This is a genomic window from Roseovarius carneus, assembly GCF_020141465.1.
Lineage (GTDB): Bacteria > Pseudomonadota > Alphaproteobacteria > Rhodobacterales > Rhodobacteraceae > Roseovarius > Roseovarius carneus.
Genome location: NZ_JAHSPD010000001.1, coordinates 1,201,127 through 1,216,918, shown reverse-complemented (window position 1 = coordinate 1,216,918; position 15,792 = coordinate 1,201,127). Strand labels below are relative to the sequence as shown.

Below are 15,792 nucleotides of genomic sequence, written 5' to 3'. Positions count from 1 at the left end.
GAACTCCTTTCCTTGATTGCCCCCTCAACGCACCCGTGCGGCGGCGGTTCCCGGTACGCGGCGCAATGACGCCCCCCACAGCACTCAATTGGCTCTTTCTGGTCAGCCTTGGTCTGATCTGGGGCGCGTCTTTCATGTTCGTCACCATCGCACTTGAAGGGGTCGGCCCCTTTATGCTCGTGGCGTGTCGCCTGTGCATGGGCGCGCTTTTGCTTTTGGGCATCGCATATGTGCGCGGCACAGGCCTGCCGCCCATGCGGGGGGAGGGGGCCGGGATAATCTGGCTCTGCGTGCTGGCGATGGGGGTCTTGTCCAACGCGCTGCCGTTCTTTTTGCTTGGCTGGGGGCAGCAACATGTGGCCTCGGGATTTGCCGGGGTGTGCATGTCGATTGTCCCGCTTTTGGTGCTGCCGCTGGCGCATTTCTTCGTGCCCGGCGGGCAGATGCACCTGCGCCGCCTTATCGGGTTTCTCATCGGAACCTGCGGGGTGATCATGCTGATCGGCCCGGATGCGCTGGCTCAGACGGGGACGGATTTCGAGACAACCGCGCGGCTGGGCTTTGTGGCGGCGGCGGCCTGTTATGCGATGGGCTCGATCGTCACGCGGCTTTGCCCGGCGGTCGATATGCTCTCGCTTTCGGCGGCGGCCCTTGGCGTGGGGGCGTTGATCATCACGCCCATCGCGCTGATGCTGGAGCCATTGCCGAGCGATCTGAGCACCCGCAGCCTTCTGGCGCTTCTCTATCTCGGCATTTTGCCTACCGGCATCGCACAGCTCATGCTGGTCAACATCATCCGCAGCGCGGGGCCAGTTTTCATGAGCCTTGTGAACTATCAGGTGCCGATCTGGTCGGTGATCCTCGGGGTTCTTGTCCTGTCGGAAGATCTGCCATCCGGTGCCATCGCGGCCCTTGGTCTGATCCTCTTTGGGGTGGCGTTGAGCCAGCTTGGTGCGCTCAAACGTCTCTTTCAGGCGCGCCGCCGGACTTAAACACGGCCCATCGTCGCCGCGTGCCAAAGTGCAAGCGCCCCCCGCGTCTCGCCCACATCATGCACGCGCAGGATCTGCGCGCCCTGTGCCGCCCCCGCCAGTGCCACGGCGAGCGATCCGGGAAGCCGTGCGGGGCCTTGGGCCGCGCCGCTGATATCGCCGATGAACCGCTTGCGCGATGCGCCCAGAAGCACCGGACAGCCAATCCCGTGAAAAAGGCTGAGGCCCGCCAGAAGGGTGAGATTATGCGCCTGCGTCTTGCCAAAGCCGATACCGGGATCAACGACGATCCGGTCCCGCGCGATGCCGAGTGAGACGAGCACCTCCACCCGCGCGGCCAAAAAATCATACACATCCAGAAGCACATCATCGTAATGCGGGTTCTTCTGCATGGTCTGCGGATCACCCTGCGCATGCATCACGCACACCGGCAGACCCGCTTCGGCGCAAAAGGGCCCGAGGGCTGTATCAAAGGTGAAGCCCGACACGTCATTGACCAGATTGGCGCCTGCTGCAATCGCCGCTTGGGCCACAGGGGCCTTGCGCGTATCAATGGAGATGGGTGTGCTGAGGCCTTTGATCCCTGCGCGCATCGCCGCAATCACCGGCGCGGTGCGGCGGATCTCTTCGTCAATCGCAATGAGATCCGCGCCCGGACGGGTCGATTCGCCGCCCACGTCAATTATATCCGCGCCATTGGCCGCCATCGTCTGCGCATGGGCCAGCGCCACGGCGGGCACATCGAACTGCCCACCATCGGAAAAGCTATCAGGTGTGGTGTTGAGGATACCCATGATGCGCGGCGCATCGAACTCAAGCCCCGCGATACCGGCGCGGGGGGCGGTCAGACGCGCCAACACATCGGCGGGGATGTCCGAGGCTGGGACAATCTCGGGCGCGCCCGTGCGGCTCAGAACCTCTGCGTGGTCAAACCAGGCCCAACCCCCGGCCAGTGACACAGCGGCCTTGGGGCGCACCGGACCAAACTGCGCCAGAGGACGGAAATACGCCACTCAGAGACCGGATTGCGCGATGTCCTGCACCAGAACCGGCACAGGCGACGACTCGGGAGGCATCTCGCCGATCACCAGAAGGTCCGACGCCTCGATATGGCCCGAGAACCATGCAGCGAGCGCCACGGGGGCGTCCACAGCTCCGGGACCATCCACCGCGTCCAGCACGATCTTTGACGGGGCCCAGACGCTGATCTGGCCGTTTTTCATGGCCCAGTCCAGCTCGGTCCGGCTGGCGACCACCACACAGCGATCATCGCGCCCGGCCAGAACCCATGCGTTTTGCTCAATCGCCAGAAGGTCCACACGGCGCTGGGTCATGCGGTGCCCGGTCTGCGGGGCGGCCTCATCGGCGCGACCCACGCAGAGGATCACCGGCTCCGCCCGTCGCTCAAGCTGATCCAGCCAACGCGGCAGGTTGGGCGAGCGCAGTGCCGCATTGGTCAGAAAAACCACATGCGGATGCGGCGCGGCACCGACATGCGATGAGACATCCTTGGTGGCCAGATCCTCGACCGAGCGGACAATCTCGACACCCAAGGCCCCCGGACCACGATCAAGCTTTTCGATCCGCACGAAGGTCCTGACCGCCTGCGGCTCCAGCAAAATACGCTCGGCCACACGCTCGGCCAATGTCTCCAGCAGGTTCAGACGCTCCTCGGACAATTCGCCCGTGATGGCCTCGGTCACCTTGTCATAAGACAAGATACGGTCCACATCATCATGCACGCCCGTCAGCGGCCGCACTTCGACAACCACGTTGAAGCAAATGCGCTGGGTGGTGCCACGCTCGGCCTGAAACGCGCCGATCTCCACCTCGACGGTGTGATCACGGACCGAGATCCGATCAAGCGGGCCGTCGGGGGCGGTTGCATTGGCCCGAGCGTCGGGATGCTCAAAGGCCAGTCTGATTTCTTTGCTCATGCGCGCGTCTCCGCCTTGCCGGTCGGGGGCGTCTCAAAGCCCCGTTCGGCGCGGGCTTAGCATGGCCACGCGCGCGGTACAAACCTCTGAATGTCAGTTAGACGAAACGCGGGTCGGACGTTTGTAGAAATGGTGAAAGCCGATTGACGCCACGCGCGGATAGGTGCGCGACCAGCGCGGGTTGACCGCCCGCGTGTGGTAATGCGTGGCACCTTGCGTCAGCGGGCGATCCGCGCCGCGCACCATAAGCTGGGCCACCTTGCCCACACGCTCGAACGCGCGTGGCTCGGAGATGACTTCGGCATGTCCGTCACAGGTATAGGTGAACTGGCAGCCATATTTGCGGCCCGTGCCCTGATTGATCACGCTACAAACGCTATCCGGGAAATCCGCATGATCGACCCGATTCAAAATAACCTCAGCCACGGCAAACTGGCCCTTCACACTCTCACCGCGCGCCTCGAAATAGAGCGCCTCGGCAAGGCAGCGCCACTCGGGGCCGCCCTTGGCCGTTTGCTGCGCATCAATCCAGTCGCGCGAATAGCCAATCTTGCGCACCGGCTCGTTGAGGTAGCTCGCCACCTGACCCGCGTTCATCGCGCCCAAGGCGCGTTTTTCCTCGCCAAGTAGCTTTTTCATCGGCGTCTCGGCCATGGCGGACCCACCGCCAAGGACAACAAGCCCCGCCAAAATCGCAATCGTCAACCGTCCAAACATCACATCGTCCTTTGTCTGCGCAGGGCAATCCCTGCCTCAACATCCCGGGCGTCTAGCCAATTTTAAGTGAATGGTCGAGTCTAGGCCCCGTTTTGCGCAGCCTTGCAGGCGGAAACAGGCCAAGCACGCACTGAACGGACACTTCATCCTGTAGGAGGGATGGCTTGAATTAGCCGATCTTGTCCCGGATCGCCAATTGTGCGGCAGCTAGTCGCGCCACAGGAACACGGAAGGGCGAACACGACACATAGTCGAATCCTGCCGCTCGGCAGAAGGCAATCGATTCGGGGTTTCCGCCATGTTCACCACAGATCGACAGGGTCAGATCCCCGCCCCCCGCCGCGCGCCCGCGCTCGGCCCCGATGGTCAAAAGCTCACCCACCCCATCGATATCAAGCGTGTGGAACGGATCTTCGGGATAGACGCCCTGTTGGACATATTCCGACATGAACCGCCCTGCATCATCCCGGCTCAGACCATAGGTCATCTGGGTGAGGTCATTGGTGCCAAAGCTGAGGAAGGAGACCAGCGGCGCGATCTCGGCGGCGCGCAGGGCGGCGCGGGGTGTCTCGACCATCACGCCAAGGCGGTAGTTGAACTTGCGGCCCGTCTCGGTGCGCACGGCAGAGGCCACGGCGTCAATGCGGGCTTTCACCAGCTCCACCTCGCGGCGGGCGGACACGAGCGGGATCATGATCTCGGGAATGATCGACGTGCCATCATCGAGCACATCGAGCGTGGCCAAAAAGATCGCGCGGGTCTGCATGTCGTAAATTTCAGGGACCGTGATCCCGAGGCGCACACCGCGCATCCCCAGCATCGGGTTATACTCGCCCAGCGCCTCGACGCGGCGCGTGACCACGCTGAGCGGAAGGTCAAGCGCCTCGGCAAGCTCCCGGTGCCCCGCGCGGTCGGTCGGCAGAAACTCGTGCAATGGCGGGTCAAGCAGGCGGATGCACACAGGCTGCCCCTGCATGATACGGAAGAGATCGGCGAAATCGGCGCGCTGCATGGGCAAGAGCCGCTCAAGCGCCGCGGCCCGGTCTTTGGGCGTGCTGGCGAAGATCATCTCGCGCATCACCGTGAGGCGCCCCTCCTCGAAGAACATATGCTCGGTGCGGCACAGGCCGATCCCTTGGGCCTTGAAATTGCGCGCGACCATCGCATCGGTGGGCGTGTCGGCATTGGCGCGGACATTAATATCGCGCATCTCATCCGCCCAATCCATCAGCACGAGAAAGCTTTCGTCATGCCCGGCGTCCAGAAGGGCCGCCTGCCCCATCAGAACGGTGCCATTGGTCCCGTCGACGGTGATCTCGTCACCCTCCTTGAGGACACGCCCATCGGGCGCGGTCAGCTGCCGTTTGCTCATCTGAAACCGCATTGACGAGGCCCCTACCACACAGGGCAGGCCGATCCCGCGACCGATCACCGCCGCATGGCTGGTCATGCCGCCACGCTCGGTCAGAACAGCAACCGCCGCGTGCATCCCGCGAATATCCTCGGACCCCGTTTCGCGCCGCACGAGGATGCAAGCCTCGCCGCGCGCGTCCGCCGCTTGTGCGGCCTCGGAGTTGAACACGATCTTACCCGTGGCAGCACCAGGGCTCGCCGCCATCCCGCGCGCGAGAATATCACGGGGCGCATCCGGATCGACCCGGCGGTGAAGCAATTCATTGAGCGCGCGTGGCTCGATCCGCAAAAGGGCCTCCTCGCGCGGGATGATCCCCTCTTCGGCAAGCGCCACGGCAATGCTCACCGCCGCGCGTGCCGTGCGCGTGACCCGCACCCCATCAAGGATGTGGAGTTGACCGTTTTCCAGCGTGAATTCCGCCTGCATTTCCTCGCGCAGCTGCGTGCGCATCAGCGCCAGATGCGCCTTGAGCTGGGCAAACGCCTCTGGCGCGAGCTCTTCCAGAGAGGCCCCACGCGCGTCTCGTTCCAGATAGAGGGCGCCGGACCCGGAGGTCAGCGCATCGCGCCCCTGGCTCTGGCTGAGATAGCGCCCGGTGATCTGGCGCGCGCCGTTCTGGCTGTTGACCAGTTGCATCACGCCCGAGCCACATTCGCCCTTGCCCAGACCGATCGCCATTTCCTGCACCACGAGGCCCAAGCCCGCATCTGCAGGCGCGCCCTTGGCCTGCCGCAAGAGCCGTGCGGTGGTGCCTTCCCATGCCCGCGCCATGGAGCGCAGCACCTCGGCCAATTGCACCGCCGGATCCTGGGGGAAGGGCTCTTCGGTTTCCTCGGCAAAAGCGGCCAGCGCCTCGGCCAGACCCCGCTCTGGGTCGTCAGACACATCATCCAGCATATCGGGGTCCAGCCGCGCCACATGGACCGCATAGGATTGCACGAAGCGCAGATAAAGCTGCGCTGCCGCCTCTTCGCCGATCCGCGCGCCCAATGCCGCGCGCACATGATCATTCATCCCGATATTCAGGACCGCACGCGGCCCACCCCAATCGGGGTCCTCTGACGAGGGCCGCACACAAAAGAGATGCGCGCCATCAAGCTCAGCCAGAAGGGCAGCCATATCCGGCATGTCGCCCGCCGCGATTCCATGCACCGCCCCAAAGGACAGCGCGACCGTGCGCGGCACGGGCAGGTCCAGCCGCACAAGGCGCTGAAGGCACTTCGCACGCCCCCCGTGGGTCTGCGCCTTGATCGACGCGTCGGGGGTGATCAAAGTGATCTGTTGGTCAATTTGCTGCACTGCGGCACCTTTTGCTTTGGTGCACAATACGCAGGGTAGCTGACAAGGCAAGTGTAAGGTGTGATTTACACCTTTCGGCCGCACTCAGCCCTCAATGCGGGTCAGATCAGCGGCCTCAAGACAAATGGTGCGGATGCGGCTCAGGAGGTTCAGACGGTTGCGGCGCACGATCTGACTGTCGGTATTGACCTGCACCGCGTTGAAAAACGCATCAATCGGCGCGCGCAGGGCGGCCATAGCGGTCATGGCGGCGGCGAAATCTTCCTCCACGAGGGTGGCCTTGATCTTGGGCTCGCCTTCGTCGAGCGCTTTGAAAAGCGCGCGTTCCTCATCGGTCTCGGCAAATTTCACGTCCGCACCGTAGGAATACTCGACCCCGTCCTTCTCCTCGGCCTGAGACAGAATGTTGTTGGCCCGTTTGAAGCCTTGAAGCAGGTTCTCGCCATCCTCGGTCTTCAGAAAATCGCTGAGCGCGGTGGCACGTTTCACCAGCAAGGCCAGATCATCATTGCCCGGCATCGCGGTGCAGGCGTCGATGATGTCGTGGCGGACGCCTTGGTCCTTGAGATAGACCTTGAGGCGGTCGTGGAAGAAGGTGAGGAGGTTATTAGAGATATCCCGACAAGGGTCAATTTTCTGAATTTCTGGCTGATCTTCAGCTTCGGTGCCATCCAAATCAATCTTGCTAAAATCAACATCTACCATGTAGGCCAACTGACCGTGGCGAACCGCATCTCGGTAGGCTGCGGCGTCCTGCAAAATTTCTCTTGGAGGGTTGTCTTCCGAAGCGGTCTCATCATCTGAATCGTAAACCCAAGGGCTCTTCCAACCCGGCTCTCCGCTTTCGCAGTAATAGAGATAATGGAAAAAGATCGGCGTGCAGTAAACTTCGACCACCGCATCGGAAATGGCCTTAACCAAGCAAACCCTCACCCCATTCTCGACCACCAACCGAATAACCCCCAGCGCCGCCCGCCGCAAAGCAAACGGGTCCTTCGACCCTGTAGGCTTCTCATCAATCGCCCAGAACCCGGTCAACAGGTCCAGCTTGTCGGCCAGCGCCACGGCGACCGACACCGGCGCGGTGGGCACGTCGTCGGAGGGGCCCAAGGGCGAGTAATGCTCCTGCGCCGCCGCCCCGACCTCCGCAGGCATCCCGGCGGCCTCGGCATAGTAGCGGCCCATGAGGCCCTGCAATTCGGGGAATTCGTAGACCATCTCGGACGGCAAATCGGCCTTGGCCCAGCGCGCCGCCTGCGCGGCCAGATCCGCATCCGCGCCAACGGCGGGCGCAATCTCACCGGCCAGCGCCGCGATCCGCGCCACCCGCTCGGCCTGAGACCCGAGCTTGTTGTGAAACGTCACGGCCTCCAGTGCTTTCAGCCATGCGGCCCCGCCCGCCTTCGCCTCGCGCAGGTCGTTTTGCCAAAAGAACGCCCCATCGGCGAGGCGCGCGGACAACACGCGGCTATTGCCCGCAAGGATCGTTGCACCACCATCTGCCGTCTCGCGGTTGGCCACGGTGATGAAGCGCTCGATGCGGCCCGTCTTGGGGTTGCGCACGGAGAAGAACTTCTGATGCTCCTTCATGGAGGTTTGCAACACCTCCGGCGGCAGGTCGAGAAACTGCGCATCAATCGCGCCCATCAAGACCACGGGCCATTCCACCAGCCCGGCCACCTCGGTCAGAAGGGCGCGGTCCTCGACCACCTCCATCCCCGCCGCGAAGGCCTGATTGGTGGCATCCTGCCAGATCGCCTCGGCCCGCTCCGCAGGGTCGAGCATCACAAAATGCCCTTTGAGGGTGGACGCGTATTGATCAAAGGACGAGACTTTCAGCGCGCCGGGTGCCATGAAACGGTGCCCCTCGGTCACGTTGCTCGCCGTGATCCCGTCCACATCGAGCGGCACGACCATCGTCTCGCCCGCATCGTCGGTCAGGATGCACAGGATCCGGTGCAAGGGCCGCACCCATCGCAGGCTGCCACTGCCCCAGCGCATGGATTTGGGCCAGGGGAAATTGCGGATCGTGCTGTCGAGAACCTCGGCCACGATGGCCTCTGCGGGGCGTCCGGGCCTGGTGATCGTGGCGTAATAGACCTGCCCCTTTTTCTCATCGCGCAGCTCAAGATCATCGCGCGACACGCCCGCGCCGCGCAAGAACCCCTCAATGGCCTTCTCAGGCGCGTCGGCGCGCGGGCCTTTGCGCTCTTCGCGCAGAGTGGGGCTCTCGGCCAGAAGGCCTTGCACCGTCAGCGTCAGACGCCGGGGCGTGGCGAAGGCCGCAGCCCCCGCATAGGTCAGCCCGGCCTCGACCAGCCCGTCGGTCATCCGCGCGCGCAGATCTTCGGCGGCGCGGGCCTGCATCCGGGCGGGAATTTCCTCAGAGAAAAGTTCGATCAGAAGGTCGGGCATATCAATTTCCTTGCGGCGGTGGGGGGCAGCCCTCGGGCGCGAAGCCGCCGTCAAAGACAACCTCGCCACAGGCGTTAATTTCGTGCCAGACCCAGCCGCGTCCATCCTCGTGAATGGCCACGATCCGGTCGATGCCGTATTGCACGTTTTCCTCGCCCATGAAGGCCAGCGCCGCACCGTTTTCGAGCGCGCCGCCCACCTCTTCGGCGTTAAAACACTCGAACCATTTCGGCGCCACGCGCGGCACCGGATTGTCCATGATCACGTAGGTCTCGCTGAGCTGCTCAAACCCGATCTCGGTTGTAAAGCAAGCGCGGTAGCGGATGGGGGAGCTTTCTGAATCGATGGCCTCGAACCGGTCATAAGGCAGCCCCTCCGGGGTGCCTGAGACAATCGCAGTCAAACGCACATCGTCGCCGGTTTCAGGCACCTCCTCGTAGAAGGCATAGACCTGAAGGTAATACATCGACACGCCCGCCACGGCGCAGCAGACAAGCAAGAGAACAACGAGAAACTTTCCCATTATGCCGCCTCCCAACCGCCAGCTTTGGTCTGCACGAAGGCATCCGCGCAGGCCTTGGCGAGGGTCCGCACCCGGCCAATATAGGCCTGTCGCTCGGTAACGGAGATCACGCCGCGCGCATCGAGCAGGTTGAAGATGTGGCTGGCCTTGATGCATTGATCATAGGCGGGCTGCGCCATCAGGATGCGGCGGCCTGTCTTGGGGTCATCGGCGGGCTGCTCAAGGATGCGGGCGCACTCCGCCTCGGCATCAATAAAATGCTGGAGCAAGATGTCCGTATCGGCCACGTCGAAATTCCACCGCGCATATTGCGCCTCCGCCTCGCGGAACACATCGCCATAAGTCAGCGGGATGGGCGCATCGGGCGCGTTGAACGGCATTGCATTGCCATCGTCAAAGCCCAGAACATACATCGCCAAACGCTCCAACCCATAGGTCAGCTCGCCCGACACGGGCGCACAATCATGCCCGCCCACCTGCTGAAAATACGTGAATTGCGACACTTCCATCCCGTCGCACCACACTTCCCAGCCAAGGCCCCATGCGCCAAGGGTAGGGCTTTCCCAATCATCCTCGACAAAGCGGATGTCGTGCAGGCCCGCGTCGATCCCGATGGCCTCAAGCGAGCCAAGATAGAGCGCTTGTAAATCTGGCGGACTTGGTTTGATGATCACTTGGAACTGGTAGTAATGCTGCCAACGGTTCGGGCTGTCGCCATAGCGCCCATCGGTCGGGCGGCGCGACGGCTGCACGTAAGCGGCCGACCATGGCCGGTTGCCAAGGCTGCGCAGGGTGGTCGCGGGGTGAAACGTGCCGGCACCCACCTCCATATCGTAGGGCTGCATCACGGCGCAGCCATGCTCGGCCCAATAGGCCTGAAGCCGCAGGATAATCTCCTGAAAACTGCGCGGTTTGCCTGCTTGATCGCTCATCTTGCCCCCATGCTCATCTCGATGGGGATATGGCCCCTGATTTCGCCGTTTCTACCTACGGCGCGGCGCATGGGGGGTCAATCGGGCGCTCGCGCATATTTTAAGTGCACATAGGCTCAGATTTGCTAAAACACCCGGAAAGAAAAACAAATTTGCGAAGTAAGGGTTGGGATTGTGCATCATTTGATGAAAATGGGGCTGGCGGTGTTGTTTGTCGCTTTGATGGGGACAGACGCCGCAACGGCCCAAGACACACAAGAACCCCGCGTCTGGGTTCAGATCGAGGCCCAACCCAACCTGACCGCCATCAACGAGGCGTTGCGTCGCCGCAGTTCCGAGCTGAATGATGTGAACGGGTTCTTTCTCGGCGGTGGGTGGTATGGCGTGGCCCTCGGCCCCTACCCCGAAAGCGAGGCGCTCCGTATCCTGCGCGCCTTGCGCGCCGAAGGGCGCATCCCGCGCGACAGCTACATCGCCCGCAGCAGCGAATATCAGCGCCAGATCTGGCCTGTGGGCCAAGACACACTGCCCCGCGAGGAAGAGGCTCCCATTGCGGCCATCACTGCGCCCGAGGTGGCTATTGTTGAGCCCGCAGAGACTGTGGCGCCCGCCGCCCCAGCCGAGCCCGAATTTGTCGATGAAACCCCCCGTGAGGCGCGCGCCGCCGAGGCGCAGTTGAGCCGCGAGGAACGTGCAGAGTTGCAAGAACTGCTCCGCTGGGCGGGCTTTTACACCGGGAGCATTGATGCCGCCTTCGGCCCCGGCACGCGCGGCGCGATGTCCGGCTGGCAGGAAGAGAACAACTTCGAGGCCACGGGTATCCTCACCACGATGCAGCGCGCAGAGCTGGCCCGGCAATACAATGCCGTGCTGGTGGGGATGGACCTCGCCACCGTCTCTGATCCGCAGATGGGTATCGAGATGCTGATCCCCACCGGCGTCGTCACCTTTCAGAGCTACGAGCCGCCCTTCGCTCATTTCGAAAGCATCGGTGATATCCCCGCCAAGGTGCTGATGATCAGCCAGGAAGGGACGGAGGACACGCTCTTTGGCCTCTACGACATCATGCAGACCCTTGAAATCGTGCCGCCCAACGGCCCGCGCGAGCGGGGACGCGACACTTTTACCCTCGTTGGCGAAAGCGCCACGATGATTTCCCATACCGAGGCGAGCCTCCAGAACGGACAGATCAAGGGCTTTACCCTTCTATGGCCCGCAGGCGATGAAGAGCGCCGCACCCGTGTCCTGTCGGCGATGCTCGATAGCTTCACACGCACCGAGGGCGTGCTTGACCCCGCCGCAGGTTCCAACGCGGAACAAAGCATTGATCTGGTCTCGGGGCTGGAAATTCGCAAACCCAAGCTCTCGCGCTCGGGCTTTTACGTGGATCGCAGCGGCACCGTGGTGACCACCACCGAAGTGGTGCAGGCCTGTGAGCGCATCACGCTGGATGAGGTCTATGAGGCCGAAGTCGCCTCAATCGCTGAGGGCCTCGGGATCGCCATCCTGCGCCCCACTCAGAGCCTCGCACCGCTTCAGGTCGCGGCGTTTCAGGAAGACATCGCACGGCTCAACACCGAAGTGGCCGTGGCCGGCTATTCCTATGGCGGCGTGCTAGGCGCGCCCTCCATCACCTATGGGCAATTGGCCGATGTGAAGGGTCTGAACGGCGAACCGGACGTGAAACGCCTGACCCTTGCCGCCCTTGACGGCGATGTGGGTGGGCCGGTCTTTGATACGGGCGGCGCAGTTCTGGGGATGCTCCTGCCGCGCAGCACGGATGGCCGCAAACTGCCTGATGATGTGAGCTTCGTCGCCGATGCCGCCAGCGTCAGCACCGCTCTGCGCGAGGCCGGGATCACAATCGCCGCCACATCCGGCTCGGGCCAAATCCCCCCAGCCGAACTTAAGGGCCGGGCCGATGGGATGACCGTGCTTGTCAGTTGCTGGGAGTAGGCCCGCGCAAATTTGGGGGCTGACCCAGTTGGTAAAGCGCGCTAAGAGCGGGCTATGAGCAAGCAAGCAGATACATCGCAGCCCGAAAAGGGCGCAGATAGCCAAGAGTCCGTGGAATTGTCGACCACGCCGCTCGTCGCCGAATCTGCCAAGGAGAAAAGCTCCAAGTTATTTACCGCGCGCGACCGCGCGAACATCCGCTGGCTCTGGACCCAATATATAAAACAAAAGGCCCCGTGGCTCATCGTCGTGCTTTTGATGATTCTGGTGCAGGGGGTGGTCTATCAGCAGTTCCTCGCCTTGACCGAAAGCGGACTGCGCGTGATTTTCGAGAGCGGCGGCGTGCAGGACCTGATGATGATCTGCATATTGGTCTTCTTCCTCTTCGCCGTGCGCGCGCTGATGTCCTACATCGTGCCACGGGTGACGATCTGGGTCAGCAATGACGTGGTTTTCAAGATGCGCAGCGATCTCATTGATCACATGATGAGCCTGGATCTTGCGTATTTCGAACGCACCAAATCAGGCGCGATCATCCAGCGCCTTGTGGGACAGACTCAGGCGCTCGGCGTCTTTATCGGACAATCCACGTCCAATGCCGTGCGCGACTTTGTCACCGTGGTGATCGTCTCGGGCTACCTAATCTACAAGAACCCCATTCTGTTCTCCACCGCCCTGGTGGTACTGCCCTTCATCATCTGGCTGATGAATTTCGTCTCCGACCGTGTGCGCGACGCCCAAGGGCTCGCGGAGACTGCCCTTGCGAATTACATGAACGGCATTGAAGAGACGGTGAACGGCATGCGCACCGTCAAGATCTCCAGCCAGGAAGGGATGGAAGTCTCGCGCCTGATGAAGGGCACAGGGGCCATCCGCGACCTTTTCAACCGGGTGCAGGTCACACAGGCGCTCGTCGCGCCCTCGATCGATCTCAGCTCCGCCTTTGTCTATGTCCTCGTGATCGGCGGCGGCGGCTATATGGTTCTGTCGCCTAATTTCGACATGGACGGCGCGGGCATCATCACCTTCCTTCTGGGCATGGTCATGGTGTTTGACCCCGCCCGCCTGCTCGCACTTTACTTCACTACGCTTCAGGCGCATCTCGTGATGCTCGACCGCATACGCGAACTTTATGACGAACACCCCAGCATCATTGACAAGCCGGGCGCCACCGATCAGTTCGACACTGGCGCAGATCTCGCGCTTGAGGATGTGACTTTCAGCTATTCTGAGGATCAGCCGCTCTTTGATGGGCTGTCGATGACCTTCAAGGGGGGTCAAGTCTCTGCCATTGTGGGCTCCACCGGGTCTGGCAAAACCACGATCCTGTCGCTGCTGTCGCGGCTCTATAACGTCAAGGCCGGCGCTGTGACCATCGGAGGGCAATCCGTCGCAGATCTTAAGCTCACATCGCTGCGAGAATCGTATTCCATGGTGGCGCAGGACATCGTGATCTTCAACAATTCAATCTGGGAAAACATCCGCTATGTGAACCCACAGGCGACCGAGGCCGAGGTCTGGGCCGCGGCCGAAGCCGCTGAGATTGCAGATCTGATCCGCGCGCGCGGGGATACGCCCGTGGGGCCAAAAGGCGCGCAGCTTTCGGGCGGGCAGAAACAGCGCATCGCCATCGCGCGTGCTTTCTTGCGTGACGCGCCGATCTTGCTGCTGGATGAGGCCACATCGGCCCTCGACCAAGCGACCGAGGAACGCATCAAAAGAGCGCTGGACCGGCTGATACGTGGCAAGACCACGATCGTGGTCGCACACCGTTTGTCATCCGTCTCAGATGCCGACTGTATCTTCGTGCTGGAATCAGGTGCGCTGGTCGAAAGCGGCAAACATGCAGAGCTGTTGGAGCAAGACGGGCTCTACGCACAGCTCTACAAGGCACAAAAACACGGCTACACCCGCCACTGAGGCATGCTAGAGCGTGTCGCGTTCAATTGAATTCACCGGATCGGGCGAACGCGTTATGCTTCGCAAACGCTGCCTCGACCGGTCCGATGAATACTTGAAACCAGTTAAACGCGATACGCTCTAACGGTCACACCTACTTTTGACGTGGCCATCAAGACCTCTCTGGACCTAATCAATGGAAACATCTGGACCTATCTCTTGCGTTCTATCTGAATTCTATATGACAGCAGCATTCCCACATCAGGCGCGCCGCGCCGCACCACCCCCTGACGGAGGACACTGACATGGACGGCAAGTTTCTGGATAATGATATCGACAAGATCGTGGAAGCCGACCGCGCCCATGTGTGGCACCATCTGAGCCAGCACGAGCCCTATCAGGGCAAGGACGCCAAACTGGACCCCCGCATCATTGTTGAAGGCAAGGGGATGCGCGTCTGGGACCAAAAGGGCAAGGAGCATATTGATGCCGTCTCGGGCGGTGTCTGGACCGTCAATGTGGGCTACGGGCGCGAGCGGATCGCCAACGCTATCCGTGATCAGCTGATCAAACTGCCCTATTTCGCGGGTTCCGCAGGGTCGATCCCCGGCGCGCTGTTCTCCGAAAAGCTGATCTCGAAAATGCCGGGCATGAGCCGGGTCTACTACACAAATTCCGGCTCAGAGGCGAATGAGAAAGCCTTCAAAATGGTGCGCCAGATTTCGCACAAGCTCTATGGCGGCAAGAAATACAAGATCCTCTACCGTGACCGCGATTACCACGGCTCCACCCTCGCCACCATGTCCGCGGGCGGCCAGGACGAGCGCAACGCGCAATACGGCCCCTTCGCGCCCGGCTTCGTACGCGTGCCGCACTGCATGGAATACCGCGCCCAATGGGACCTCTCGGGCGAGGAATACGGCGTTGCGGCGGCGAAAGCGATCGAGGAAGTGATCCTCGCCGAAGGCCCCGAAACCGTCGGCGCGCTCTGCCTTGAGCCGGTCACTGCCGGTGGTGGCGTGATCACCCCGCCCGAAGGCTATTGGCCCGCCGTGCAGGAGATTTGCCGCAAATACGATATCTTGCTGCATATCGACGAAGTGGTCTGCGGCGTGGGCCGCACCGGCACGTGGTTCGGCTATCAGCACTACGGCGTGGAGCCTGATTTCGTGACCATGGCCAAGGGCGTGGCCTCGGGCTATGCCGCCATCGCGTGCTGTGTGACCAACGAGCGTGTGTTTGATCTGTTCAAGGACGACGCAACCGACCCGATGAACTATTTCCGCGATATCTCTACCTTCGGGGGCTGCACGGCCGGTCCGGCAGCAGCGCTGGAGAATATGGCGATCATTGAGGAGGAGGGCCTGTTGGAGAACACAATCGAGATGGGTCACTACATGCTCGATCAACTCAACGCGCTCAAAGACAAGCACAAAGTGATCGGCGATGCACGCGGTAAGGGCCTCTTCCTTGGGGCAGAGCTTGTGTCGGACCGCAGCACGAAAGAGCCCGCACCTGAGAAAATGGTCGCCGCCGTGGTGGCCGATTGTATGGCACAGGGCATCGTGATCGGTATGACCAACCGGTCGCTGCCCGGCCTCAACAACACGCTGTGCTTCTCGCCCGCGCTGATCGCAACTAAGGATGATATCGACGAGATCTTGACCGGCGTGGACATCTCATTGACCAAAGTGTTCGGCTAAAGCGT

11 protein-coding genes are annotated in these 15,792 nt (G+C 62.0%); 4 read left to right on the top strand and 7 right to left on the bottom strand.

From position 1 onward, the window contains the following. Window positions 1-65: 65 nt before the first annotated feature. Window positions 66-992, top strand: coding sequence for a DMT family transporter (locus KUD11_RS06020; RefSeq protein ID WP_109388161.1), 927 nt, complete (start codon window positions 66-68; stop codon window positions 990-992). On the opposite strand, the gene folP is transcribed toward KUD11_RS06020, so the two are convergent. The 7 genes from folP to KUD11_RS05985 all read right to left on the bottom strand — a co-directional run bounded on the left by folP (window position 989) and on the right by KUD11_RS05985 (window position 10,229). Further along, window positions 989-2,005, bottom strand: coding sequence for a dihydropteroate synthase (gene folP / locus KUD11_RS06015; protein ID WP_109385711.1), 1,017 nt, complete (start codon window positions 2,003-2,005; stop codon window positions 989-991). The genes KUD11_RS06020 and folP overlap by 4 nt on opposite strands. Next, complete coding sequence (locus KUD11_RS06010) at window positions 2,006-2,929, bottom strand: dihydroneopterin aldolase (RefSeq protein ID WP_109385712.1); 924 nt, start codon at window positions 2,927-2,929, stop codon at window positions 2,006-2,008. Between the two features lie 93 nt (window positions 2,930-3,022). Beyond that, window positions 3,023-3,646 carry a cell wall hydrolase gene (locus KUD11_RS06005; RefSeq protein ID WP_397545202.1) on the bottom strand — a complete coding sequence of 208 codons (624 nt, stop codon included), beginning with the start codon at window positions 3,644-3,646 and terminating at the stop codon, window positions 3,023-3,025. A gap of 169 nt (window positions 3,647-3,815) precedes the next feature. After that, on the bottom strand, window positions 3,816-6,359 hold the full coding sequence (locus KUD11_RS06000; protein ID WP_109388165.1) for a putative PEP-binding protein: 2,544 nt from the start codon (window positions 6,357-6,359) through the stop codon (window positions 3,816-3,818). Between the two features lie 84 nt (window positions 6,360-6,443). Next, entirely contained in the window at window positions 6,444-8,774 is a 2,331-nt protein-coding gene (gene glyS / locus KUD11_RS05995) for a glycine--tRNA ligase subunit beta (RefSeq protein WP_109385714.1), read from the bottom strand. A 1-nt stretch (window position 8,775) separates the two neighbouring features. Further along, on the bottom strand, window positions 8,776-9,297 hold the full coding sequence (locus KUD11_RS05990) for a DUF6446 family protein (protein ID WP_109385716.1): 522 nt from the start codon (window positions 9,295-9,297) through the stop codon (window positions 8,776-8,778). Beyond that, window positions 9,297-10,229, bottom strand: coding sequence for a glycine--tRNA ligase subunit alpha (locus KUD11_RS05985; RefSeq protein WP_109385718.1), 933 nt, complete (start codon window positions 10,227-10,229; stop codon window positions 9,297-9,299). The genes KUD11_RS05990 and KUD11_RS05985 overlap by 1 nt, the downstream gene beginning before the upstream one ends. Before the next feature lie 186 nt (window positions 10,230-10,415). Between KUD11_RS05985 and KUD11_RS05980 the strand changes: the two genes are divergently transcribed. The 3 genes from KUD11_RS05980 to KUD11_RS05970 all read left to right on the top strand — a co-directional run bounded on the left by KUD11_RS05980 (window position 10,416) and on the right by KUD11_RS05970 (window position 15,787). Next, entirely contained in the window at window positions 10,416-12,185 is a 1,770-nt protein-coding gene (locus KUD11_RS05980) for a serine protease (RefSeq protein ID WP_224380158.1), read from the top strand. 54 nt (window positions 12,186-12,239) lie between these two features. Further along, window positions 12,240-14,105, top strand: a complete 1,866-nt coding sequence (locus tag KUD11_RS05975) for an ABC transporter ATP-binding protein (RefSeq protein WP_109385720.1) — start codon at window positions 12,240-12,242, stop codon at window positions 14,103-14,105. 284 nt (window positions 14,106-14,389) lie between these two features. After that, window positions 14,390-15,787, top strand: a complete 1,398-nt coding sequence (locus tag KUD11_RS05970; RefSeq protein ID WP_109385722.1) for an aminotransferase family protein — start codon at window positions 14,390-14,392, stop codon at window positions 15,785-15,787. Window positions 15,788-15,792: the final 5 nt, after the last annotated feature.